We start from the raw sequence: 24,523 nt of genomic DNA on the forward strand, positions 1-24,523 counted from the left end.
GAAAATGCCAACCTTCACCCTCATCCACTTCCAGTTCCTGTGCTGGGCGGCGCTGTGGACCGTGGGCCTGTCGGCCATCGCCTTCGTGGGCGGCGGGCTCGTCGGCTTCGGTGTCGCGCTCGCCCGCATCTCCTCCACGCGCTGGGTGCGTATCCTCGCCACCGCCTATATCCAGGTGGTACAGGGCACGCCGCTGCTGATCTTGCTGTTCCTGTTCTACTTCGGCATCGCCATCGTAGGCTTCAAGGAAGTACCGGCCATCTTCGCAGCGGGCCTTGGCCTCACCATCTATTCATCGGGCTTTCTCGCCGAAATCTGGCGCGGCTGCATCGAGAGCGTGCCCAAGACCCAGTGGGAGGCGGCGGAATGCCTTTCGCTGAGCCGTTGGCAGCGCCTGACGAAAGTGATCCTGCCCCAGGCCATGCGCATCGCCACCGCGCCCACGGTCGGCTTCCTGGTGCAGATCGTGAAGAATACCTCGCTTGCCTCCGTGGTGGGCTTCGTGGAGCTGTCCCAGGCGGGCAAGCTCGTCAACAATTCCATCTTCGAGCCGTTCACCATCTTCATGGTGGTGGCCGCCATCTACTTCGTCCTCTGCTACCCGCTCTCGACCTGGAGCCGCAGTCTCGAAAGGAAGCTCAATGTCGGCCGTCGTTAGTCTGACCAACGTGGAAAAGAGCTTCGGCGCGGTGAAGGTGCTGAACGGCGTCTCCTTCGAGGTGGCGCGGGGCGAGGTGGCGGCGGTCATCGGCCAGTCCGGTTCCGGCAAGTCCACGGCGCTGCGCTGTATCAATGCGCTCGAAACCATCGAGGGCGGCCAGATCATGGTCTGCGGCCATGCCGTGCACGACCCTAAGCTCGACAAGAAGACCCTGCGCCGCGACGTGGGCATCGTGTTCCAGAGCTACAATCTCTTCCCGCACCTGACGGCCGAGCAGAACATCATGCTCGCCCCCACCTGCGTGAAGGGCATCGGCAAGGCCGCGGCGCGCGACCTTGCCCGCGAGGTGCTGGCCCGCGTCGGCCTCGAGGCCAAGGCGGACCATTTCCCCGAGCAATTGTCCGGCGGCCAGCAGCAGCGCGTAGCCATCGCCCGCTCGCTGGCCATGCAGCCCAAGCTGATGCTGTTCGACGAGGTCACCTCCGCCCTCGATCCCCAGCTCACCGGCGAGGTGCTGAAGGTGATGGAGGATCTCGCCCGCGGCGGCATGACCATGATCCTCGTGACCCACGAGATGGCCTTCGCCCGCAAGGTGGCCTCCAAGGTCATCTACATGCACCAGGGCACCGTCTGGGAAACCGGCCCCGGCGCCATGCTCGACGATCCGAAGACGCCGGAGCTGCGCGCCTTCGTCGGCAGCGGGCTCTGATCCCCGCTTTCTCCGCCAGAACACTGCAACACAAAGAAGGGTTGGAAACATGGAGCGCATGAACATCAGCCGCCGCGCCTTCCTCGTCGGCGCCACCGGGCTCGCGGTCGCGGGCAGCCTTGCCCTGCCGGCCTTCGCCGACACGCTGGAAGAGATCAAGAAGCGCAACAAGATCCTGGTCGCCGTGGATCTCGGCTCGCCGCCCTTCGGCATGACCGACGGCAGCATGCAGCCCATCGGCTCGGACGTGGAGAGCGCGAAGCTCTTCGCCGCCGAGCTGGGCGTTCCGCTGGAGATCGTGCAGGTCACCAGCCCCAACCGCATCCCCTTCCTGCTCACCGGCAAGGCGGACATGGTGATGGCCTCCTTCAGCGTCACCGACGAGCGCAAGAAGGTGATCGACTTCTCCGATCCCTACGGCGTGATCCAGATCGTGGTGGCCGGGCCGAAGAGCCTTGCCGTCAAGGACATCAAGGACCTGGTGGGCAAGCGCCTCGGCACTACCCGCGGCTCCTCCAACGACAAGGAAGCCACCACCCAGGCGCAGGGCGCCGAGATGGTGCGCTTTGACGACGACGCCACCCTCATCACCGCGCTGGTGTCGGGTCAGGTGAACCTCATGGCGTCCTCGCCGCAGGTGATGCAGGCGGTGAACGCCCGCCGCCCCAACGATCCGCTGGAAGTGAAGCTGGTGCTGAAGACCAACCCCTATGCGGTGGGCCTGCGCAAGGGCGACGACGCCCTGCGCGAGGCGGTCAACAAGGTGATCGCCGCCAACCTCAAGAACGGCAAGCTGAACGAGATCTACACCCGCTACAACGGCACCTCGCTCCCCGAAGAGATGCTGAAGTGAGATTTCCGGCGGCCCGGTTGATCCGGGCCGCTTCCTGCGGCTGGTCTTGAGGCCCGGCCGCATATTTCAGGAAAGAATTGGACGATGAAGGCATTACTCTGCGAAGAACCGGGTCGCCTGTCGGTCATCAGCCGTCCCGTGCCGGTGCCCGCCGCCGGCGAGGTACTCGTGCGCATCCGCCGCGTGGGCGTGTGCGGCACCGACTTCCACATCTTCCAGGGCAAGCACCCCTTCCTCGAATATCCCCGCGTTATGGGCCACGAATTGTCGGGTACCGTCGAGGCGGCGCCCGAGGGCAGCCGCCTGAAGACCGGCGAGAACGTCTACATCGTGCCATATCTGTCCTGCGGAAAGTGCGTGGCCTGCCGCAAGGGCGTGACCAACGCCTGCCAGAACATTGCCGTCCTGGGTGTCCACAAGGACGGCGGCATGGCGGAATTCCTCTGCGTGCCCGAGGGCAACGTGGTGCCCACCGGCACGGCCTCCCTCGACGATGCGGCCATGATCGAGTTCCTCGCCATCGGCGCCCATGGCGTCAAGCGCGGCCAGATCACGGGCGAGGACAAGGTGCTGGTGGTGGGCTCCGGCCCCATCGGCATGTCCGCCATCATCTTCGCCAAGGCGCGGGGCGCTGAGGTGTCGGTGATGGATATGCGCGAGGATCGCCTCGCCTTCACCAGGGACATGCTCGGCGCCGACCATCTGGTGATGGCGGATGCCGGCGCCGAAGAGGTGGCCAAGCGCATCACCCAGGGCGATTTCTACGATGTGGTCATCGACGCCACCGGCAATGCCGGGGCCATGCAGCGCGGCTTCGGCTTCATCGCCCATGGCGGGCGCTATGTGCTGGTGAGCGTGGTGCGGCAGGACATCACCTTCTCCGATCCCGAGTTCCACAAGCGCGAGACCACGCTCTACGCCAGCCGCAACGCCCAGCCCGACGATTTCGCGGAAGTGGTGCGCCAGATGGAGGCCGGCCGGGTGCCGACGCGCGCGCTCAACACCCATCGCGGCGCGCTCAGCGATGCCCCCGGCCTGTTCCAGGAGTGGCTGAAGCCCGAGGCCGGCGTCATCAAGGCGATTCTGGAGGTCTGAGGTATCATGGCTGACCCGCGCACCCTGCGTCTCAACGCGGCGGACAATGTCCTCATCGCCATCGACACCGTCCCGCAGGGTGCGGCGCTCCCCGGAGGCCTCACCGCCACGCGCACCGTGCCGCGCGGCCACAAGATCGCGTCGGCGCCGATCCCCGCAGGGGCGCCGGTGCGCAAGTTCGGCCAGGTCATCGCCTTCGCCGGGGTGGACATTGCGCCCGGCGACTGGGTGCACGAGCACAATGTGATGCTCAAGGATTTCGAGCGGGACTATGCCTTCGCCTCCGAGGCGCGGCCGCTGGAAACCCTTTTGCCGGGCGAGACGCCGGCTACCTTCGAGGGCTTCCGCCGAGCGGACGGGCGGGCCGGCACGCGCAATTATATCGGCATCCTCAGCTCGGTGAACTGCTCGGCCACGGTGGCGGATTTCGTCGCCGACGAGGTGGCGCGCTCCGGTATCCTTGCGGACTATCCCAACATCGACGGGGTGGTGCCCTTCACCCACGGCACCGGTTGCGGCATGGGTTCGAAGGGCGAGGAATTCGACATTCTCGCCCGCACCCAGTGGGGCTATGCCAGCCATCCCAATTTCGCCGCCGTGCTGGTCATCGGCCTCGGCTGCGAGGTGTTCCAGATCCCGCGCCTGAAGGAAGCCTACGGCATCACCGAGGGCGACCATTTCCAGAGCATCGTGATCCAGGAGTCCGGCGGCACCCGCAAGTCGGTGGCGCGGGGCGTGGACAAGATCAAGGACATGCTGGCCTTCGCCAATGCGGCCAAGCGCGAGACGGTGGCGGCGTCCGAATTGTCCCTCGCGCTCCAGTGCGGCGGGTCGGATGGCTATTCCGGCCTCACCGCCAATCCGGCGCTGGGCGCGGCGGTGGACATGCTGGTGCGCCAGGGTGGCACCGCCATTCTCTCGGAAACCCCTGAAATCTATGGCGCCGAACACCTCCTCACCCGCCGGGCGGAGAGCGAGGACGTGGGCCGCAAGATCGTGGATCTCATCGAGTGGTGGCGGGCCTATGCGGCGCGGGCCGGCGGCGAGCTGAACAACAATCCCTCTCCCGGCAACAAGGCGGGCGGGCTCACCACCATCCTCGAAAAGTCGCTGGGCGCGGTGGCCAAGGGCGGCACCTCCACCCTGCGCGGGGTGTATCGCTATGCCGAGCGGATCGACCGCAAGGGCTTCGTCTATATGGACACGCCCGGCTACGATCCGGTGGCGGCCACGGGCCAGGTGGCGGGCGGGGCCAATGTGCTGTGCTTCACCACCGGGCGCGGCTCGGCCTATGGCTGCAAGCCCACGCCTTCCATAAAGCTCGCCACCAACACCGACCTCTATCGCCGGATGGAGGACGACATGGACATCAATTGCGGCGACGTGCTCGACGGCGTGAGCATCGAGGAGAAGGGGCGGGAGATCTTCCGCACCGTGCTGGAGGTGGCCTCCGGCACCAAGTCCAAGTCCGAGCTTCTGGGCTACGGCCGCAACGAGTTCGTGCCCTGGCAGATCGGCGCCGTCATGTGAGGTGGCTTCGGCCGGACCGGTAAAGTCCGCGCTTTCCAACGGCCGCGGACCGTGATGTTCTTCCCCCCGGCGACGCCAATGAATGAGCGGCGCCGGGAGGAATCATGAGACACGCCTTCGCCATCGGCCTCGCGCTTCTCGCCCAGCTGGTCGCCGCAGAAGCCCAGACTCCAGCACAATCCCAGCCCTCATCAGCCCCGAAGTTCGAGCCGCTCAAGATCACGCCCACCTGCTCGCAGGAGCGGCTCTGCCATCTCAAGACCTTCTACGACATCGGCAACTTCAAGATCGGCGGCACCTACGATCTCGCCGCCCCCGAAAAATGGGCCAATGGCGGGGAGGGCGGCACCACCCTCGAGCAGCTCGGCGCGGGTCCGCTGCGCACCGCCTACATCGCGCTGGGCACCCCCATCCGCAATTCGGCGGGGGAGATCACCAACGCGGTGATCATCAACACCTTCTATTCGGGCGATGCCACCGACATGTACGCCCAGTGGGTGGAGGGCACGGCGCTCTCGGGCGGATCGGTGATCGGGCCGGGCCGGGCCATCGACACCAACCAGTATTATGTGGTCATCCTCGACGCGCTGGGCCTGTGGGGCACCTCCAAGCCGTCCGAGGGGCTGGGGCAGAAGTTTCCCCAGTACAGCTATCAGGACATGGTGCAGGCCAACTACCGGATGCTGCGCGACCACCTGAAGGTCGCCCGCGCGGCGCTGGTCACCGGCGCCTCCATGGGGGCGACGCAGACCTATGTCTGGGGCGTCATGCACCCCGATTTCATGAACGGCCTGATGCCCATCGGCGGCACCAGCCAGTCGGATGGCGGCGACCCGGTGGGCAACTGGACCTTCCAGCTCATGTCCGCCGCCATCGAGAGCGATCCGCAATGGCGGGCCACCGGCGGCAATTACTACAACCTGCCCAAGGACAAGCACCCCAACCAGGGCGTCGCCTTCGGCTGGTCGGTGCTGCTGCTCACCGGCTTCGACTTCCAGTTCCGCTCCCAGCAGGACTGGGCCAAGGTGCAGCCGGACGTGTTCTACTGGAACCCGCCCACGCCCCAGGCCGGCGCCAGCGTGAACAAGCGCGCCCTGCTGTTCGATGCGGTGGACCTGTTGTGGCGCAACCGCGCCGGCGAGACCTACAACATCAATGACCAGCTCAAGCGCATCACCGCGCGCACGCTGGTGATGCATATCGACAACGACCAGTGGCTCACCTTCGACCGGGCCAAGCGCACGGTGGACCTCGTGCCCGGCGCCGACTTCGTCCATGAGAGGAGCCCGGTCGCCCACTACGGCGTGTTCTCCATCCTGAAGAACCGGGAGTTCGACCCCACCGTCGCCGGATTCCTGTCCGACGTGTCGCGCCTCACCCGCGACCGCGACCTGGTGGCGAAGACCTACCGCACCCCCTCGGTGGCCTCCAACATCACGCCGGACAAGTCGTTCTGGAACACGTTCGTCACCTATCCTTTCCCGGTGAAGAAGACCACGGCCAAGGACTCCCGCGGGATCGCGTGGGACATCGGCTACATGGATGAATATGCCGGCACGGCGCCCAATCCGGACGTGCTGGTGATCATCCACGGCAAGGGCGCGTTCGGCGGCCACTATGGCAACATCATGCGCATCGCGCTGGAGCGCGGCCTGCGGGTGATCGCCGTGGATCTGCCGCACTACGGCATGTCCGGCCCCGGCAACCTCGACAACAGCCCCGCCCGCACCATGCAAGAGATGCGGGAGGTGGTGCACGAGGTGGTGGTGAACCAGCTCAAGGTGCCAAAGGCCGCCTATCTCGGCCATTCCATGGGCGGGCAGATCGTGCTCGGCTATGCCCTCACCTGGCCTGACGCGGTGACGAAGCTGATTCTCGAAGCCCCCGCCGGGCTTGAGGAATATCCCCGCGAGGTGACAGTGGCGCCGGGCAAGAAGCTGGACCTGTTCGATCCCGCTTATGCCCACGACTTCGACAAGTGGAAGGCCACCTGGGACCAGACCGGCCTGCGCGAGCGGGAGAAGAACCTCACCGCCCAGCAGATCGATGATTTCTTCCACTTCCGCAGCCGCGATCCGGTGACCGGCGCGGTGACGCCGCAGCGCTCGGGCTATTTCCTGCGCGACAGCCCATATGCCCGCCTGCATACCGCCCAGCGCATCGGCATGATCAAGGGCGATCCGCGGGAATTGCAGCAATGGGTGGATGTCTTCATCTTCGACATCTACGCCATGGTGGCGGAACTGCAGGAGAAGGACCCGGCGAGCCTGTATAAAAGGCTCACGGACATCAAGATCCCCATCTTCCTTGCCTTCGGCGACAAGGAGCCGTTCATTCCCGGCTATGCCTTCAACGGGCTGAACGACCTTTCGCGCCAGCTCATCCTGCCGTTCATGCGGCGCATGGATGCGGCGGGCGGGGATGTGCGGGTGAAGGTCTATCCCGGCACCGCCCACTTCATCCACACCGACGAGCCGGTGGCCTTCGCCGAGGATGTGGTGGACTTCGTGGAGACCGGCCGCGTGCCCACGGCCTCGGCCGCGAGCGTGGACCGGCTGATCCACGGCGCCCCCTCGGACGCGCCACAGCAGGCCGCCACCGCCGCCGCGCCCACCGGCCTCAACAAATAGGTGCCGCCATGGCCACGCTGAAAGCCGGCGACATCAACCTCAGGGTTCAAGCGGGCGAGGTAAACCTCGCCTGGCGCCAATGGGGGGAGGGCGACACGGTCGTCCTCTTCCTCCATGGCAATCTGGCGAGCAAGGAGTGGATCGAACTGGCCGCGCCTCATTTCCCGCGCGGGGTGCGCACCATCGCCATCGACTGGCGCGGCTGCGGGGACAGCGACAAGCCGGAGCACCTCCAGGACTTCTCCAATTACTCCATCGCCCAGCATGCCGACGACATGCTGGCGGCGCTGGATGCACTGGGCATTGCCTTCTGCCACCTTGCCACCCATTCCACGGGCGGCATCATCTCTACCCGGATGATCCTGAATCAGCCGGATCGCTTCGGCCGGGTGTTCTCGCTCTCGCCGGTGGGGCCGCAGGGCCTCGCCTTCCGCCCCGAGCAGGCGGCCTTCTTCGACAAGATGAAGGTCGACCGCGAGCTGACGCGGCAGGTGCTGGCGTCCACCGCCATGAGCCTGTTCGAGCCGGAAAGCCTCGCCGAGGGACCGGCCCGCTTCAAGCCGGACGCGGGTCCGCGCGCCAGCCTGTTCGAGCGCATCGTGGACCAGACCATGGGGGTGTCCGACGGCATCTGGTCCGGCACGCCGGTCACCCTCACCAAGGAGGCGGCGAGTGGTGAGCTGAAGGCGCGCATGGGCACCATCACCCATCCCCACCTTGTGGTCTGGGGCATGAATGACGGTGTGATCCCCGAGAAGGATCTCAAGGAGATGGCGGCGCTCATGCCCGACTGCCGCTTTGTGGCGGTGCCGGGCATCGGCCATTCGCTGAATTTGGAGGCGCCGGAATTGTATGCCGGCTATTTCGGCGCGTGGTTCGGCGGGCTTACGGGCTGAGGGGCGTTTGAGACATCGCCCCGATGGTGCTGGTATGAGCCCGCGCGGCGTTTGAGCGAAACCCACTTGGCGTCGGTCGAAGACCGAGGCTGATGGTATCTACGTGAACTCCGCCGCCCGCCGGGCGAAGGCGGCGGAGAGAGCGCCGGTTTCCGCCGCGCCTTCCGCCGCGGCGTTGCCGGCTTTCGCCCGGGCGGCGATGCCCTCGAAGATCACCGCCCAGCGGAACAAAGCGAACGCCATGTGGAAGTCGGTGAGCGTGAGGCCATGGGTCGCCGCGGCCTCATACTGCGCCACGAAATCCGCGCGGGCGGGGATGCCCAACGCGTCGAGGTCCAGCCCCGCGATGCCGCCATACTCCTCAGGCCGCGACACCCAGGCCATGGCGCAATGGGCAAGGTCGGCCAGCGGATGGCCGAGGGTGGACAATTCCCAGTCCAGCACCGCCACCACCTCGGGGCGGGTGGGGTGGAACATGAGATTGCCTATGCGATAGTCGCCATGGGCGATGCGCGTGGTGTCGTCCGCCGGCACATGAGCCGGCAGCCAGGCGACCAGGCGGTCGATGCTGACGTCCTCGCGGGTCTTCGACAGCTCCCACTGGCGGGTCCAGCGGGCGATCTGGCGGCCGAAATAATTGCCGGGGCGGCCGAAATCGGCGAGGCCGGCGGCGGCGAAGTCCACGTTGTGGAGCGCCGCCAGCGTCTGCGCCATGGCGGCATACATGGCGCCGCGCTCCCCAGGGGAGACGCCGGGCAGGGTGCAGTCGTGGAACACGCGCCCCTCCACCTTGTCCATCACATAGAACAAGGTGCCGATGACCGAGCGGTCCTCGCACAGCAGCAGCGTGGGCGGCACCGGAACCGGCGTGTCGGCCAGCGCCCGCATGATGCGGAATTCGCGATCCACCGCATGGGCGGAGGGTAGAAGCTCTCCCGGCGGCTGCTTGCGCAGCACCAGCGCGCGGTTGGCGTAGGTGACGAAGAAGGTGGGGTTGGATTGGCCCCCCGAAATGGGCTGGAGCCTGGGCGCGCCTTCAAGGTCGCTGATGTGCGCCTTGAGATGGGCGTCGAGGGCAGCGACGTCGAAGCCGTAGGCGGTGCTTTCGGACCCGCTCATGCGCCTTCTCCCACCGGCCAGTTCCAGAAGGCACCTTCTTCCTTCTCCAGGAAGCGGTTCAGCACCATCTCGTGCACCGCGTCCGCGCCGTCCACCAGGCGGGCCTGGCGGGCGTAGCGGTAGATCCACTCCAGCACCGTATCCTTGGAATAGCCGCGCGCGCCATTGATCTGGATGGCGCTGTCGGCGGCGAGGTGCAGGGTGTTGGCGGCCTTGATCTTGGCCATGGACACCTCCTTGCGGGCAAGTCCGCCGCGATCCAGCTCCCACGCCGCCTTCATGGTGAGCAGGCGGCCGATCTCGATGTCCATGGCGATGCGGCCCAGCAGGGTCTGCACGCTCTCGCGGTCGGCGAGGCGCACGCCGAAGCCGTAGCGCACGTCCGCATACGCCCGTGCGATCTCCACACAGCGCATGGCGAGGCCCAGCCAGCGCATGCAATGGGTGAGGCGCGCAGGCCCGAGGCGGATCTGGGTCACACGCAGGCCCTTGCCCTCGCCCAGCAGCACATCCTCGGGGGGGATTTCGAGGCCGTCGAACTCCAGCTCGCAATGCCCGCCATGCTCCTCCGGCCCCATGATGGGGATGCGGCGCACGATGCGCCAGCCCGGCGCGTCGCGATGGAAGGCGAAGGCGGTGAGGCCGGTGCGCGGATCGTCCGAGGTACGGGCGACGAGGATGAGGTGGGCGGCCTCCTCCGCGCCGGTGATGAACCATTTGCGGCCGTAGATGCGATAGCTGCCGTTCGGCTGCTTCTCGGCGCGAGTGAGCATCATGGAGGGGTCGGAGCCGCCGCCGGGATGGGGCTCGGTCATCACGAAGGCGGAGCGCACCGCGCCGGACGCGATGGGGGCGAGCCATTTCGCCTTCTGCTCGGGCGTGCCCACCTGTTCCAGCACCATCATGTTGCCGTCGTCGGGGGCGGCGGAATTGAACACCACGGGGCCGAAGATGGAGCGGTTCATCTCGGTGTAGCAGACCGCCATGCCCACCCGGCCGACGCCGAGGCCGCCGCTCTCCGGCTTCAGCTGGAGGTTCCACAGGCCCTCGGCCCGCGCCTTCTCCCGCAGCCGCGCCAGCGGGGCGGGCGCGATGTTCTCGTGGGCATCATAGGCGGCGGGGTCGGCTTCCAGCGGAATGATCTCGCGATCCACGAACGCGCCGATGCGGCGCCGCAGGTCTTCGAGGGCGGGGGAGATGGTGAAGTCCATGGTGACCTCGATGGCTGGGAGGCACGAAAAAGAGCGAGCGCTCGCTTTTTATATTCACGCCGCTGAAACCGCAAGTCGTCTCGTGACGAACGGCCAGAAGGGTGGGTCTGGCCGGTGCGGGGTTTCGCGGGCAGATCGTGCGCCAGCGGCTTCCGCCGGCCCGTCGCATTCCATGGGGCGCGCGGTCCCATCGTTGCGCGGCTTTGTGGCGTCGGCCGCGCGCCGTGTTTCAACCCTGCCGGTACGTGCCGGCAGGGGCAGCCGTCATTCGGCGGCGGACTTCGCTGCAGATTTCGCAGCCGCCTTCGCGGTGCCGGCCGTGTGGGCGACAGCGCCGCTGCCGTCCGGCACTGCCGGTACCACGGGGGAGCCGGCAAGGCGCAGGCTCAGTTCCCGCGCCCCGAGCAGGGTGAGCGAAAGGGCGAAGGGCACGATGTAGTAGAACAGGCGGAAAATCAGCAGCGCGGCCAGAAGTTCGCTCTTGTCGAACTGCGGCAGGGCGACCAGCAGCGCCGCGTCGAACACGCCGAGGCCGCCCGGCGCATGGCTGGCGAAGCCCAGCAGCGTGGCGGTGACGAAGATGACCGCCAGCGACACCGGGTCGATATAGGGCGTCGACGGCATCAGCATGTACATGGCGGCGGCGCACAGGGTGAGGTCGAGGATGCCGATGCCCACCTGGACCAAAGTGGTGCGCCCGCGCGGCAGGGTCACGAACCAGGACGAGCGGCCGATGGTGCGCGGCGCCAGCGACACCCAGGTGATGTAGCCCGCCAGCACCGCCAGCGCGCCGATGCCGATCATCCGGTTGATGGCGGGGGGCAGCCGGTCTACCGCCGTGGCGGCTTCCGGATGGATGGTGATGCCGAGGCCCAGCACCGCGATGTTGCCGAGCCAGAAGGTGAGCCCAGCCACGAAGCAGATCTTGGCCACGTCGATGGCCCCGAGCCCCCAGGCGGAATAGATGCGGTAGCGCACCGAGCCGCCGGTGAAGACGGTGAAGCCCACATTGTGGCCGATGGAATAGGAACAGAACCCCGCCAGCGCCGCGATGCGGTAGGGCACGTGGTCCTTGCCGATGGTGCGCAGGGCGAACCAGTCATAGAAGGTGAGGGTGAGATAGGCCCCCGCCACCAGCAGGAAGCCGATGATGACGTTGCGCGGGTCCTTCTCGGCGAGGGCCGCCATCACGTCCGCGAACTTCAGGTTGTGAAGCATGCGGTAGAGCACGGTGGCCGCAAAAGCGATCACCACCAGGCTCAGGATGAAGCCCAGCCCGTGCAGACCTACCCGATCCCGCAGGAAAACCCAGATTTTCGAAGCTACCGCCCGAACACCCATTGCGTCACCGATATCCCCCGCCCGCAACGTCACCGGCCCGCCCACATCTGCACGCTTTCGCGCGAGTTTGAAGGGCCATTTTCACTCTTTTCGCATCGTGACGCCGCCGGCTCGCTCAGATTGTATTGTTCGTTGGCCGCACTTCAGGGGCGGCGCCGCGATGGCCGCCGGTCCATGGCTGCCTGCCGATTCCAGACTGATCCCTGCCCGCCGTGACGGCGCGGTGAATGCCCTTAAAGCTTCACCGGATAGCCGATCTCCACCGTGCGGGCCCGCGGCAGGCCGAACCGGTCCACCGAGCGCTCCGCGTTCCGGGCGAGGAAGGCGAACACATGCGCCACCACGTCCTTGATCTTCGTCACCTCGTCGGGCGGGATGATCCGCTCGTGGCCGATCACATAGATGGCCGCGTCCGGATCGATGCCGCGAGCGCTGAGCGCCGGGCCGAGCACGGAGGGAACGTCGATCTGCTGCATGTAGCCGAAGCGCAGATCCACCCGCACGAAGCCCTCGTTGAGGGTCGTCACCTTCACCCGGTCCTCCACCGAGACCCGGGGCCGAGCGGCGATCCACACCGACACGATCACCGCCTTCTCGAACCGGACCTTCAAGAGATCCGCCATGCGCGAGAGGGCGACGGGAGTCATGGCACCCGCACGAGACAGAAAGATGGCGGTGCGGGGGGCTTCCACGTCGTTCACCCGGTCCTTGCGGGCGACGAAGCTGTCGAGGGGCTCGGTGAAGCGGACCTGCTGGGCCACCACGCCCTCCAGGCCGCGCCGCCAGCTCACCATCACGAAGATGATGGCGGCGGCGATGCTCAGGGGCAGCCAGCCGCCGTCGTGGATCTTGGTCATGTTGGCCGAGGCGAAGGCGAAATCGATGATGAGCAGGCCGGTCGCCATGGCCCATACCGCCGGCGCCGGCCAGCCCCACGACCGGTGCACCTGGGCGACGAACAGGATGGAGGTGGTGACCATGGCGAAGGCCACCGCGATGCCGTAGGCCGAGGCCAGCCGGTCGGAGGCCTCGAAGCCCAGCACCACGGCGATGCAGGCGATCATCAGCAGCCAGTTCAGCCGGCCCACATAGATGTGCTGCTCGTTGTGCTCGGAGGTGTAGCGGATCCGCATGGGCGGCAGGTAGCCCAGCTCGATGGCCTGCTTCGCCAGCGAGAACACGCCGGTGATGATGGACTGGGAGGCGATCACCGTCGCCGCCGTGGCAAGGAACAGCAGCGGGATGTCGAACGGGTCCGGGCACAGGTCGTAGAACGGGTTGCGCACCGCGTTCGGGTCCACCAGCAGGATCGCGCCCTGGCCGAAATAATTGAGCAGCAGCGCCGGCATGGCCACGAACAGCCAGGCGCGGGCGATGACCGGGCGGCCGAAATGGCCAAGGTCCGCATAGAGCGCCTCGCCGCCCGTCACCGCCAGGAAGCAGGCGCCGAGGATGACGCCGGCAAGCCCGGGATGGTTCACCATCAGCATGATGCCGTAGCGCGGGTCGAGCCCGGCCAGCACCTGGGGCGCCTGCAGGATGCCGTAGACGCCCAGTGTCCCCAGCGAGCCGAACCACACCAGCATGATCGGCCCGAAGAAGGAGGCGATGCGCTCGGTTCCCAGCCGCTGCGACAGGAAGACGGCGAGCAGCACCACCACGGTGAGCGTCACCACCCAGTGTTCCAGCTCCGGCGATATGACCTGGAGTCCCTCGATGGCCGAGAGCACCGACATGGCCGGGGTCAGAACGCCGTCGCCGATGAGCATGGCGGCGCCCAGCAGGCCAGCCGCCAGCAGGTACCAGCGCATGCCGAGCGCACTGCGGTGGAGGTCGAGCAGGGTGACGAGGGCCAGGATGCCGCCTTCGCCGTCATTGTCCGCCCGCAGCACCAGCATCACGTATTTCACGGTGACGGAAAGGATGATGCTCCAGGTGATGAGGGAGAGCAGCCCCAGCACGTCGGCGCCGAGGAAATTGGTTCCGCCCACCGCCAGGACGCCCTGCTTGAGGGCGTAGAGCGGGCTGGTGCCGATGTCGCCGAACACCACGCCGAGGGCGCCGATCTCGGCGGCGAACGGCAGGGGGCGTGTGCGGTCGCGGGAAAAGCTGAGGGCCATCGAGGGCGATCGCTGCTCAGTGCCGCGCGTCGGGCAGGGGGAAGGTGCGGTGCCGGCCGTCGGGGCTCTGGTTTGTAAAAGCGCCGCGCTGCCCCGGCATCTGGAACCCCAAGCTGCGCAGGTTCATGCCGCAGGGTGACCTGCCGCCAAGTGACCTGCCGCACAGTGTCCTGTCGCGCAGTGTCACGCCTCGCGACCGTCGCACGAAACCGTTCAAGGCAAGCCCCCGCGCGTTTCCCGTCCGTGGCACATGGGCAGAGATCCGGACCGTGCCACGCCCGGCCCCAAGCCGAGGCCAGGGACCGAAAAGACGCCGCTCCGGAACCGTCCGGCTCTGCCCGCATGGGGCGGGTGCACCCAACACCTAGCTCCGTTCGCGGGGGAAGACAATGCGCCGCCGCAAACCCTCCAATACCAACGGCCTCGGTCGTTGACCGGGGCCGAGAGGGCGACGCTCATGCGCCGCGCGGGCCAGGACCTGAGACCCGGCAGCCGGGCCACGGGCGCAGGTCCAAACCGCCAGAAACAGGTCCAAATCACCCTCGAAACGAAGAACGCCGGCCCGAGGGCCGGCGTTCCGCTGGATCATGGCTGGCGCGCGAGGCGCGGCCGGCCGCCGCTCAGTAGCGGTAGTGCTCGCTCTTGAACGGACCCTGCTGGGGCACGCCGATATAGGCCGACTGCTGGTCGGTGAGCTTCGTCAGCTTCACCCCGATCTTGTCGAGGTGGAGCGAGGCCACCTTCTCGTCGAGGTGCTTGGGCAGGGTGTAGACTTCCTTGGCGTACTGGCCGGGCTTGGTGAACAGCTCGATCTGCGCCAGCGTCTGGTTGGTGAAGGACGCGGACATGACGAAGCTCGGGTGGCCGGTGGCGTTGCCGAGGTTCACGAGGCGGCCTTCCGACAGCAGGATGATGCGCTTGCCGTCGGCGAACTCCACCTCGTCCACCTGCGGCTTCACGTTGTGCCACTTCAGGTTCTTGAGGCCGGCCACCTGAATCTCGCTGTCGAAGTGGCCGATGTTGCAGACGATGGCGCGGTCCTTCATGGCCCGCATGTGATCCACGGTGATCACGTCCAGGTTGCCGGTGGCGGTCACGAAGATGTCGGCGCGCTTGGCGGCATCCTCCATGGTGGTGACCTCATAGCCTTCCATGGCGGCCTGGAGGGCGCAGATGGGGTCGACTTCCGACACCATGACCCGGCAGCCGGCGTTGCGCAGGGAGGCGGCGGAGCCCTTGCCCACGTCGCCGAAGCCCGCGACCATGGCCACCTTGCCGGCCATCATCACGTCGGTGCCGCGGCGGATGCCGTCCACCAGCGACTCACGGCAGCCGTAGAGGTTGTCGAACTTGGACTTGGTGACGCTGTCGTTGACGTTGATGGCGGGCCACAGCAGCGTGCCCTTCTTCTGCATCTCGTAGAGACGGTGCACGCCCGTGGTGGTCTCTTCCGTCACGCCGCGGATGGACTTGGCGAGCAGGGTGTACCAGCCCGGCTTGTGCTTCAGGCGGCGCTTGATGGCGGCGAAGAGGACTTCCTCCTCCTCGTTGGTGGCGCCGTCGAGGAAGGCGGTGTCGCCGTTCTCCGCGCGCAGGCCGAGATGGACGAGAAGGGTGGCGTCGCCGCCGTCGTCCAGGATCATGTTCGGCGCGCCGCCGTCGGCCCACTCGAAGATGCGGTGGGTGTATTCCCAGTATTCCTCCAGCGTCTCGCCCTTCACGGCGAAGACGGGCACGCCGGCGGCGGCGATGGCGGCGGCGGCATGGTCCTGGGTGGAGTAGATGTTGCAGGAGGCCCAGCGCACGTCGGCGCCCAGCGCCTTCAGCGTCTCGATGAGCACGCCGGTCTGGATGGTCATGTGCAGGGAGCCGGCGATGCGGGCGCCCTTCAGCGGCTGGGACGGGCCGTATTCGGCGCGGGTGGCCATGAGGCCGGGCATTTCGATTTCGGCGATGTCCAGCTCCTTGCGACCCCAGTCCGCAAGGTTGATGTCCTTCACCACGTAATCGTTGCTCATGGATTGCTCCGCTGGAATGCGCCGCGCCGCAGGGCGCAGGTCGGGATGCGGGCCTGTAGCACGGCGCCTTCATCGCGGCAATAAGGATATAAAGAAATGCTTATATGGCAGAGGCCGGTGCCGGCAAAGCCGCACGACGGCTCGTCTGCCAAGATGGCGGCCAAGTTGCCGCTCGCACCCGCCAAAGTAAGGTTGGCGACAGGCGCGCTTTGATTCCGACAAAAATTGTGATATACGTGACTTTACAGTCGATTGCTTCCACCAACCAGCCGCTTCGCGCCCGCACAGTGTTCGCGCATGACCATGGGCGTATTCTCGGGAATACAGGGGCGAGAATTTACGTGCCTGCCGACACTTACGGCGAGGCGCGGGGGCTGTCCATCGCCATCGACTGGCTGAGCGGGTTGGCGGGCGTTCCGGCCGCGACCCAAGTCCGCAGCGCCAGGTGCGCGCCGTCCCGGTACCGGACCGGCCGGCCTCCGCGCCAACAGGTTCGGCCCGGGAGTCATGTCCCTGGGGCGGATCAGGAGTGTCAAGAGCATGTCGGCAAAGAAGAGCACGCAGACCCGTCTCGGCTTCAAGACGGGCGAGCACATTGTTTACCCGTCCCACGGCGTGGGCCGCATCATGGCCATCGAGGAACAGGAAGTCGCCGGTTTCAAGCTCGAACTCTTCGTGATCTCGTTTGAAAAGGACAAGATGACGCTGCGGGTGCCCGTGCCCAAGATCGCCACCGTCGGCATGCGCAAGCTCTCCGAGACCAATATCGTCGATAAGTCGCTGGAAACTCTTCAGGGTCGCGCCCGCGTGAAGCGCACCATGTGGAGCCGCCGCGCGCAGGAGTACGAAGCCAAGATCAATTCCGGCGACCTCGTCGCCATCTCCGAAGTGGTGCGGGACCTTTATCGTTCCGACGCCCAGCCCGAGCAGTCCTATTCCGAGCGCCAGCTTTATGAAGCCGCTCTGGATCGGATGGCCCGCGAGCTTTCGGCGGTGAACAACATCACCGAGACCGAGGCGGTGAAGCTCATCGAGCAGAACCTCCTCAAGGGTCCGCGTCGCGGCACCGCCAAGGTGGTGGAAGAGGCCGACATGGACGCCGAGATCGAGGCCGACGAAGCGGCCTGATCTTTGCTGCCTGATCCGGCTGCGTGATCTTGCTTCAAGATCCTGTTTCCGAGATCCTGTTTCCAAGTCAAAGACCCGGCTCCGGCCGGGTCTTTCTTTTTTGGGCGGTCCTCTGGAGGCTGTCACAACCCTGCCATGCGTGCGTACGGCGCGGGACAGCCATGTGTCGCCGTCATGTGTGCTGGTCCCGGCGGGCGTTTCCCACGGCCGATGCTTGATGCCGGGGTGCGGACCGGGGCTGAGGCCGCGTCTGCGCCTGTCCGGCGGGGACACCGAACATTCCGCAGCTCCGGTGGAACCCGGCGGCGTTTTGCGCGTTTGTCCGCATGGGGCTGGCTTGGAGAAGCGATCATGTCCACTCGTGACCAGGATCAGCGCAATCCCCAGAACCAGAACCAGAACGAAAAAGGCCGCGAAGGTCAGGGCAAGGACAAGGGCCAGCAGCAGCAGGCTCAGGTGCCTGGCCAGAAGGGTGGCCAGCAGCAGGGAGGCCAACGGAACGAGAATCAACGGGACGAGCGGCGCGACCAGCGCTAGAGCCGGCTCGGACCAGGCGCTATCAGCCTGATCCCTGAACCCGTCTCTCAGCTCGGCAACATGCCCGAAGACAAGAGCCGAAGCCGCCGGCTGCCCTCTCCCCGGGGGGCAGCCGGTTTTATTTCGGGCCTTCCGGATGGCCGCGCCCGCCTTGCGGCGCTTCAGACCCCCGCCGCGCCGCCATCGGAGCGCGGATCATGCGCGCCCTCGATGCGCCCGCCGGGATGCAGCACCACGGCCCCTGCATGGCCCATGGTATCGCTGTAGGCGTCCGGGACCAGGGCCAGGTCGTGCCCCACCAGCTTGAGGCGCTCCACTACCTCGTCGTCGAAGCGCGGCTCCAGCCGCAGCCGGGTTTCCACATCGCCCCAGGTGCGGCCCAGCAGCCAGCGCGGCCGGGCGATGGCCTCCCCCAGCGGCACACCGAACAGCACGTGGCGGCTGAAGACGGCGGACTGGGTCTGCGGCTGGCCTTCTCCGCCCATGGTGCCATAGGCCATCACCCGCCCGTCGGCGAGCACCGCCAGCGCCGGGTTCAGGGTATGGAACGGCCGCCGGCCGGGCGTCAGCGGATTGAGAGCGCCTGGCTCCAGCGAGAAGCTGGCGCCGCGATTCTGCATCAGCACGCCGGTGGAAGGCAGCACGCAGCCCGAGCCGAACTCGAAGAAGATGGACTGGATATAGGACACCATCAGCCCCGACTTGTCCGCCGCGCCGAGCCACACCGTGTCGCCGCCAGCCTTGCCCTGCGGCCAGGGGAGGGCGCGGCCCATCTCGATACCGTCGGCCCGCTTGGCGATGGCCTCGGGGGTGAGCAAAGCGGCAAGGTCATGGGTGAGGTGGTCGTAGTCGCACACCACCTTGTCGCGCACCAGGAAGGCGCGCTTGGTGGCCTCGATGAGGCCGTGCACGTGCTCGAAGCTGTCGCCCCGCTTCACCTTCAGCCGGTCGAACAGAGCGAGGATGAGCAGCGAGGCCAGCCCCTGGGTGGGCGGCGGGGCGTTGAACAGCCGTCCGGCGCCGATGTCCACCGCCAGCGGCGGGCGCTCCACCGCCGCATAGCGCTTGAGGTCCTCGCGGGTGACAGGGCTGCCGATGCGCTCCAGGTCCGTCCCAATCTCGCGGCCCACGTCGCCGCGGTAGAAATCGGCGAGGCCGGCGCGGGCCAGATGGTCGAGGGTGTCGGCGAGGCGCTGCTGTCGCTGGAGCGTTCCCGCCTTCGGCACCGCCCGGTCTGGCGTCAGGAAGGCGGCGGCAAAGCCCGGCGCGTCTTCCAGCTCGGCTTTCTTCTGCGCGGTGAGGGCGGCCTGGGAGCGCGACACGGCCACGCCCTCGCGGGCATGTCGGACGGCGGGTTCCAGCAGCCTCTTGAGCGTCATGCGTCCGCCATGGACGGCGGCGGCCTCAAGGGCGAGGCGCCAGCCGTCCACCGCGCCGGGAACGGTGACGGCGGCCAGCGGTCCCCTGGTGGGCACCGCCCCAAGGCCGAGGTCATGATAGAAGGGGATGGTGGCGCGGGCGCCGGCGAAGCCGCAGGCCTCGATATAGCGCACCCGGCCCGAGGGCTCGCGGATGAGCCAGAAGCCGTCGCCGCCCACATGGTTCATGTGCGGATAGACCACGGCGATGGCGGCGGCTGCCGCCACCATGGCCTCGATGGCGTTGCCGCCCTCGGCCAGCACCTCGCGTCCCGCCTCCGCCGCCAGCTGGTGCGGGGCGGCGACCATGCCTCCCATGGCGTGGAGGCTCTCGTGGGCTTCGGCCGGCAGCATGCAAGCTCTCCTTTTCAGCGTGACCAACTTCACGCGACCACCGGGCGGACTTGACCCGGCGGCGCGCGCGTCGCAGTTTCCCGACCCGTTCAGGACCCAAGGTCCCGGTCTTCCGGCCGGCGCGGCGCGGGGTTCGCGAGGCGCCGTGGCGGGCGAGTCAGGTTCAACAGCCTAGGTAGCATGGACCTGAGGCATTTTGAGCCAGAGGTATAAGCAGCGGCAGGCCGAGGCCGAAGCCGCGGGAGACGAAAATGGCAGGTTCGCAGGAGGCCGGCTCCAACATGGCGGGTTCCAAGGTGGCGCGGCACGGCGGCAATCTCTTCACGGTCTTGAGCGCGACCGCGCTCATCGCCACCGAGGCCCTCGCCACGGCCGTTGCCGCCGGCTGGGCGCTGGCGGGCCTGCTCAATTTGGGCGATGTGGGCGAATATGCCCTGATGGGCCTGTTCGGCCTGGCCGCCGCCTATGTGAGCGTCGTCTATTTCCGCCGCGCCGTGCGCGTGGAGGCTTCCCTCACCATCTAGAGCGTTTTCCGTTCGCACGGGCTCACCGAAAACGCTCCAGAGTCTCGTATTGAGGCGTTTTCTTCACGCGAACCGGTCTCCACTTCGCTCGAAAACGCTCCAAGACGCCTCAGGGCGCCGGCCGCCACCGCGTGACGATCTGGTCGAGCGGGGGGCGGGGCCGGTCCTCAGCCCGGGCTGCCGGCCGGCCGATATGGAGGAAGCCGGCCACCTGTTCCGTCGCCGCGACGCCGAGCAGGGCTGCGGCATCCGGATCGCGGCCGGGCCATTTCAGCAGCCACAAGGCGGAAAAGCCCATTGCGGTGGCCGCCACCACCAAATTCATTGCGGCAGCGCCCGCGGACAGCACCTGATTGAATTCCGGAATCTTGGCCGCCGGATCGGTGCGGCTCACCACCACCACCGTCACCGGGGCGCGCAGCAGATAGTCGCGCCACATATGGGCCTTCTCCGGCGCAAGGCCGGGGTTCTGCGCGGCATAGAGCGCATCCAGCCGGTCGCCGGCGGCGGCGCGCGCCTCCCCTTCGAGCACGATGAAGCGCCACGGCACCAGCCGGCCATGGTCCGGCACCCGGGCGGCGATGGCGAGCATGCGGTCGAGCTCGGCGGTGTCGGGGCCGGGTTCCACCAGCGCGCGCAGGGGCAGGGAGCGGCGCGTCTCCAGCAGCGCCAGCGTCTGCGGCACGGGCTCGACCGCGATGGGCGCCAGCGGCGCCGTGGCGGTGGCTGCGGTCTGGTGATGGTGGCGGGGAACCGATTGGGTCATGGGCTGTCCTGTCGGGGCGATCGTCCGGGGGCCAGAGCCCGCGCCGATCGGATTGCACCGGCATCTGATTGGATAACGCATTCTCTTGTAAGGAGTTTAGAGGCGGATCCGGCTGTTGCGCCAGAAACGTGCCCGCTGCGCCCGGTGAGCGGAGAAAAACACAGGGGCGCGACAATAGAAATGGAGTTGTTCCACACCCCCAACGGAGCGGAACCACGTGCGGTCACGCTGCTTTTCCAGGCAAACGGGCTCGCCGGCCCGCCGCGGGTTCAGGGTCCACGCCGCCCCGCTCCACAGATGGCGCCTTGTGGCCCAACATTCATGTACCAAAGCGAGGCAGATGTGTTAGTCTGTTTGTTGGCCGGAGGAGTGCGCCCATTGTCATGGGTCCTGTTTCCGGCCTGTCCATTAGGCTGCGAGGCGAGACGCGGGTGGCTGGATTGAGCGTTGTGCGAAGGCGGATTTCAAGACGCCGGGAACGTGCAAGTTAAAGCATGAGAAACGCATTTCATCCGGCAGTGGTGGATGGCCCTAAGCCAAAATTGGCGACTGACCTCAACGGAAATACACATGAGCCGTAACCGAGACTTCCGAGAGCCGCGCCGCCGTGGCTTTGATGACGACTTTGCGCCGCCGCGTGATCGCGGCTTCGGAGGGGACCGTCCGTTTTCTTCGCCCAGCAGCAGCTTCAGCGCACCCGCCCCGTCCGGCCCGCCGATCGACGCCACCGTCAAGTGGTTCAACCCCGAGAAGGGCTTCGGCTTTGTCGAGCTCGCCGATGGCTCGGGTGACGTGTTCCTCCACGCGCGCGCCCTCGAGGCGGCCGGGCAGGAAAGCGTGCCTCCCGGTTCCAAGCTCTCGGTCCGCGTCGGCCAGGGCCAGAAGGGCCGCCAGGTGACCGAGGTCCTGGAGGTTGATACCTCTACGGCCGAGGCCGCGCCTGCGCGTCGCAGCTTCGGCGCCGGTCCCGGTGCTGGCGGCGGCGGCTTCGGCGGCGCCCCCCGCGCCGGCGGCGCCGGTCCCCGTGCGGCCACCGGCCCCACCGAAGAGCGCGTCGGCACCGTGAAGTGGTACAACCCCGACAAGGGTTTCGGCTTCATCGCGGTGGAAGGCGGCGGCAAGGACGTGTTCGTGCACGTCACCGTCATCTCGCGTTCCGGCCTCACCGACCTGGCCGAAGGCCAGCGCGTGGTGGTGCAGGTGGGTCAGGGCCCCAAGGGTCCTGAAGCCCGCGGCATCGAGCTCGCCGACTGATCATTCATCCTCCCGCCGTCCTTCGGGGCGGCGGGATTGGATCAACCGAACGGGCGAGGCTTCCCGCTTCGCCTGTTTTTGGCATTTCTGGAGTTCAAGACCAAAATGGCGCAACAGGCAGAGGCCGACCTTTCGAGCCTGCTCGATCGACTCAAGGCGGCTCAACGAGACCTGGTACTGACCGCAGCTAAGAGCACCGCCCTTCCTTCCGACGGCATGCTGCGCAAGATTTCCGAGCTGGAAGGCGCCATTGCCGCCACCGAGGCTCTCATCCAGGAAGAGGGCGACCGCCGCTGAGCGCGTCCTCGCCCGGCCCGGTTGTCGTCGCGTCCTGAACCGGCTTTCGGCTCGGTGGCGCGTGGCCCCGGCCGAGGCGCGCGCATCGGCACTTCCACGGGCTGGCCGGCTCTTCCCCGTTCGCATTCCCCGGACGCATGGCGCAGCGTGGTTTCCCGCGCGATTCAACCTGAGGTCAGCCCTGGCCTTGGGCGCGGGACGTGTGCGAAGTCTGGTCGCGAGCCGTGGTGGCGGGTTCTAGGCACATGCGCGCCCCGACTTGGTTCAGGTGACTTCGTTCGCCCGCCCTTTTCGTGCGACTTGGCCGCAGCCGTGGTGCGCCACGCGCGGCTTGCCTGCCGACGGCACAGGGGTGTAAGGCTCGCGGCATCCTTCCTTTTCAGTCCGCCATTGCCTTGCCCCTCACAATCTGCACCTGGAACATCAATTCCGTCCGCATTCGTCTCGACATCGTCCGTGCGGCGGTGGAGACGCTTCGGCCCGACGTCCTGTGCCTCCAGGAAACCAAGTGCCAGGACGACAAGTTTCCCCTCGCCGCCATCCGCGACATGGGTTTTCCCCACATCGCCCTCAACGGGCAGAAGGGCTGGCACGGGGTCGCGACCTTCTCGCGCCGGCCGTTCCTCTCGGTGGAGAAGGGCGATTTCTGCGGTAAGGGTGATGCCCGGCACGTGGCGGTGACCCTCGCCCCCGAGCACGCACTGGGCAAGCCGCTGACGGTGCACAATTTCTACGTCCCGGCTGGCGGCGACATCCCGGACCCGGAGCTGAACCCCAAGTTCGCCCACAAGCTCGCCTTCCTCGACGAGGTGACGGCCTGGCCGCCGCTCACCGCAGCAGCGGCGGATGCCGGGCGCCACGCGGTGGTGGTGGGCGACCTCAACATCGCCCCCCTCGAGACCGACGTGTGGGGCCACAAGCAGCTTCTCAACGTGGTCAGCCACACCCCCGTCGAGGTGGAGAAGCTGAATCGCTTCCAGGCCTCCGGCCCCTGGGTGGACGTGATGCGCACCATCGTGCCGCCCAAGGACAAGCTGTTCACCTGGTGGAGCTACCGCTCGCCGGACTACACCGCCAACGACCGCGGCCGCAGGCTCGACCATGTCTGGGCCAGCCAGAGCCTGGCGCCGTCCGCGCAGGCCATGACGGTGCTGAAGGACGCGCGCGGCTGGGAAAAGCCCTCCGACCACGTGCCGGTGGCCCTCACCTTCGGCTGACGGGGCGGTGCCGCGCAGCTGGCGCGGCCGTCCCCGGCATCATGCGTCAGGGTTTCGGCGCGAGGTCGAGCAGCGGCGCGCCAAGGTTGGGCAGGCCCAGGGCGGAGCCGATTTTGCCCTTCGGCACCTTGATCACCTGCACCCCCGACGGCAGCTGGAACAGCTTGGGATCCTGCGGCGCGCGGGTGAGCTTGAGCGCTTCGAACACCGTCTGCTTCTTGCCCTGCACCTCCACCTCGGTGCGCAGGGCGATGCCGTCCGGCGTGATGCAAGCGGTAGTGGGACCCAGCGCCACGCCACCGACCGCGCTGGCAGGGGCGTCGAGCTTCCACAGGTCGCAGGCCTCGCCCACCACCTGGCTCTCCCCCACCCGCAGGCCGGAGCCGCTGAGGGCGCCGAGGGCATATTCGGGCGGCAGCTCCATCTCTACCGCCATATTGGGCAGGTTGGGGGTGCGCACCACCATGCGGCGCGCCCTGAGGTCGATGATGCCCACGATGCTGCCGGGCACGTTGGGCTTGGTCATCTCCACCCGCATCTTGCCCTGGCTGTGGGCGAGATCCATGCTGCCGCCCCGGCGCAGGTCCGCGCTCAGGGCGAAATCCACCGTCGGCAGCGGCACCGGGTCCGCGCCCGCCGCGCCCAGGCCGAGCAGCGTCCCGGCCAGAACGGCGCTGAGGGACACGATGGACACAAGGGGGCCGTGCCGCGTTGCCCGGCACGATTGGGGCTGTCGCATGGTCGGGTCCTCCGCTTGAACCTCCTCATAGCAGATGGGCGCCGGGGCGCGATCCGTTTAGACGCAAATGGAACGGTTTCAATCCAGAGGGTGAATCGCGGAGCCC

General features: G+C 67.2%; 21 protein-coding genes. 13 read left to right on the forward strand and 8 right to left on the reverse strand.

The genetic code is table 11. The features are described 5' to 3' along the window. Nucleotides 1–4: 4 nt before the first annotated feature. The 7 genes from FZ033_RS11765 (at nucleotide 5) to FZ033_RS11795 (ending at nucleotide 8,374) form a co-directional block, all read left to right on the forward strand. The gene (locus tag FZ033_RS11765; protein WP_149576329.1) at nucleotides 5–658 is read left to right on the forward strand and encodes an amino acid ABC transporter permease; all 654 of its coding nucleotides are present in this window, start codon (nucleotides 5–7) and stop codon (nucleotides 656–658) included. Next, a complete protein-coding gene (locus FZ033_RS11770) occupies nucleotides 642–1,370 on the forward strand; it encodes an amino acid ABC transporter ATP-binding protein (RefSeq protein ID WP_138400139.1) in 729 nt (242 codons plus the stop codon). The genes FZ033_RS11765 and FZ033_RS11770 overlap by 17 nt, the downstream gene beginning before the upstream one ends. Before the next feature lie 49 nt (nucleotides 1,371–1,419). Continuing rightward, complete coding sequence (locus FZ033_RS11775; RefSeq protein ID WP_149576330.1) at nucleotides 1,420–2,223, forward strand: transporter substrate-binding domain-containing protein; 804 nt, start codon at nucleotides 1,420–1,422, stop codon at nucleotides 2,221–2,223. 84 nt (nucleotides 2,224–2,307) lie between these two features. Then, complete coding sequence (locus FZ033_RS11780; RefSeq protein ID WP_149576331.1) at nucleotides 2,308–3,318, forward strand: zinc-binding alcohol dehydrogenase family protein; 1,011 nt, start codon at nucleotides 2,308–2,310, stop codon at nucleotides 3,316–3,318. A gap of 6 nt (nucleotides 3,319–3,324) precedes the next feature. Beyond that, nucleotides 3,325–4,848: a UxaA family hydrolase gene (locus FZ033_RS11785; RefSeq protein ID WP_149576332.1), complete on the forward strand. Its 1,524-nt coding sequence runs from the start codon at nucleotides 3,325–3,327 to the stop codon at nucleotides 4,846–4,848. Between the two features lie 104 nt (nucleotides 4,849–4,952). Continuing rightward, nucleotides 4,953–7,478 (forward strand): alpha/beta hydrolase, encoded by a 2,526-nt coding sequence (locus FZ033_RS11790; protein ID WP_149576333.1) that lies wholly within the window; start codon nucleotides 4,953–4,955, stop codon nucleotides 7,476–7,478. A gap of 8 nt (nucleotides 7,479–7,486) precedes the next feature. Beyond that, the gene (locus FZ033_RS11795) at nucleotides 7,487–8,374 is read left to right on the forward strand and encodes an alpha/beta fold hydrolase (RefSeq protein WP_149576334.1); all 888 of its coding nucleotides are present in this window, start codon (nucleotides 7,487–7,489) and stop codon (nucleotides 8,372–8,374) included. 99 nt (nucleotides 8,375–8,473) lie between these two features. Here FZ033_RS11795 and FZ033_RS11800 read toward each other — a convergent pair whose 3' ends face one another. From FZ033_RS11800 to ahcY, 5 genes are all read right to left on the reverse strand, one after another. Further along, nucleotides 8,474–9,493 (reverse strand): phosphotransferase family protein, encoded by a 1,020-nt coding sequence (locus tag FZ033_RS11800; RefSeq protein ID WP_149576335.1) that lies wholly within the window; start codon nucleotides 9,491–9,493, stop codon nucleotides 8,474–8,476. Then, a complete protein-coding gene (locus FZ033_RS11805; protein ID WP_149576336.1) occupies nucleotides 9,490–10,704 on the reverse strand; it encodes an acyl-CoA dehydrogenase family protein in 1,215 nt (404 codons plus the stop codon). The genes FZ033_RS11800 and FZ033_RS11805 overlap by 4 nt, the downstream gene beginning before the upstream one ends. A 264-nt stretch (nucleotides 10,705–10,968) precedes the next feature. Further along, a complete protein-coding gene (locus FZ033_RS11810; protein ID WP_149576337.1) occupies nucleotides 10,969–12,045 on the reverse strand; it encodes a putative bifunctional lysylphosphatidylglycerol flippase/synthetase in 1,077 nt (358 codons plus the stop codon). A 233-nt stretch (nucleotides 12,046–12,278) separates the two neighbouring features. Continuing rightward, nucleotides 12,279–14,165 (reverse strand): potassium transporter Kup, encoded by a 1,887-nt coding sequence (locus tag FZ033_RS11815; RefSeq protein WP_188079441.1) that lies wholly within the window; start codon nucleotides 14,163–14,165, stop codon nucleotides 12,279–12,281. A 620-nt stretch (nucleotides 14,166–14,785) separates the two neighbouring features. Beyond that, complete coding sequence (gene ahcY, locus FZ033_RS11820) at nucleotides 14,786–16,183, reverse strand: adenosylhomocysteinase (protein WP_149576338.1); 1,398 nt, start codon at nucleotides 16,181–16,183, stop codon at nucleotides 14,786–14,788. A 540-nt stretch (nucleotides 16,184–16,723) separates the two neighbouring features. On the opposite strand from ahcY, the gene FZ033_RS11825 reads away from it, so the two are divergent. Both FZ033_RS11825 and FZ033_RS11830 read left to right on the forward strand, forming a co-directional pair. Then, nucleotides 16,724–17,311 (forward strand): CarD family transcriptional regulator, encoded by a 588-nt coding sequence (locus tag FZ033_RS11825; protein WP_149576339.1) that lies wholly within the window; start codon nucleotides 16,724–16,726, stop codon nucleotides 17,309–17,311. A gap of 351 nt (nucleotides 17,312–17,662) precedes the next feature. Beyond that, nucleotides 17,663–17,848, forward strand: coding sequence for a hypothetical protein (locus FZ033_RS11830; RefSeq protein WP_149576340.1), 186 nt, complete (start codon nucleotides 17,663–17,665; stop codon nucleotides 17,846–17,848). A 161-nt stretch (nucleotides 17,849–18,009) separates the two neighbouring features. Here the strand turns inward: FZ033_RS11830 and FZ033_RS11835 are convergent, their stop codons facing one another. Further along, nucleotides 18,010–19,620: a gamma-glutamyltransferase family protein gene (locus FZ033_RS11835; RefSeq protein ID WP_149576341.1), complete on the reverse strand. Its 1,611-nt coding sequence runs from the start codon at nucleotides 19,618–19,620 to the stop codon at nucleotides 18,010–18,012. A gap of 251 nt (nucleotides 19,621–19,871) precedes the next feature. On the opposite strand from FZ033_RS11835, the gene FZ033_RS11840 reads away from it, so the two are divergent. Further along, the gene (locus FZ033_RS11840; RefSeq protein ID WP_232847444.1) at nucleotides 19,872–20,144 is read left to right on the forward strand and encodes a hypothetical protein; all 273 of its coding nucleotides are present in this window, start codon (nucleotides 19,872–19,874) and stop codon (nucleotides 20,142–20,144) included. 109 nt (nucleotides 20,145–20,253) lie between these two features. Here FZ033_RS11840 and FZ033_RS11845 read toward each other — a convergent pair whose 3' ends face one another. Continuing rightward, the gene (locus FZ033_RS11845; protein ID WP_232847445.1) at nucleotides 20,254–20,910 is read right to left on the reverse strand and encodes a nitroreductase family protein; all 657 of its coding nucleotides are present in this window, start codon (nucleotides 20,908–20,910) and stop codon (nucleotides 20,254–20,256) included. A gap of 570 nt (nucleotides 20,911–21,480) precedes the next feature. Between FZ033_RS11845 and FZ033_RS24535 the strand changes: the two genes are divergently transcribed. From FZ033_RS24535 to FZ033_RS11860, 3 genes are all read left to right on the forward strand, one after another. After that, a complete protein-coding gene (locus FZ033_RS24535) occupies nucleotides 21,481–22,164 on the forward strand; it encodes a cold-shock protein (protein WP_149576342.1) in 684 nt (227 codons plus the stop codon). A 36-nt stretch (nucleotides 22,165–22,200) separates the two neighbouring features. Next, nucleotides 22,201–22,461, forward strand: coding sequence for a hypothetical protein (locus tag FZ033_RS11855; protein ID WP_232847446.1), 261 nt, complete (start codon nucleotides 22,201–22,203; stop codon nucleotides 22,459–22,461). A 395-nt stretch (nucleotides 22,462–22,856) separates the two neighbouring features. Continuing rightward, on the forward strand, nucleotides 22,857–23,678 hold the full coding sequence (locus FZ033_RS11860) for an exodeoxyribonuclease III (RefSeq protein ID WP_149576343.1): 822 nt from the start codon (nucleotides 22,857–22,859) through the stop codon (nucleotides 23,676–23,678). 46 nt (nucleotides 23,679–23,724) lie between these two features. Here FZ033_RS11860 and FZ033_RS11865 read toward each other — a convergent pair whose 3' ends face one another. Then, nucleotides 23,725–24,417: a hypothetical protein gene (locus FZ033_RS11865; RefSeq protein ID WP_149576344.1), complete on the reverse strand. Its 693-nt coding sequence runs from the start codon at nucleotides 24,415–24,417 to the stop codon at nucleotides 23,725–23,727. Nucleotides 24,418–24,523 lie beyond the last annotated feature (106 nt).

It is taken from the genome of Xanthobacter oligotrophicus, from assembly GCF_008364685.1.
Taxonomy (GTDB): Bacteria; Pseudomonadota; Alphaproteobacteria; order Rhizobiales; family Xanthobacteraceae; genus Xanthobacter; species Xanthobacter oligotrophicus.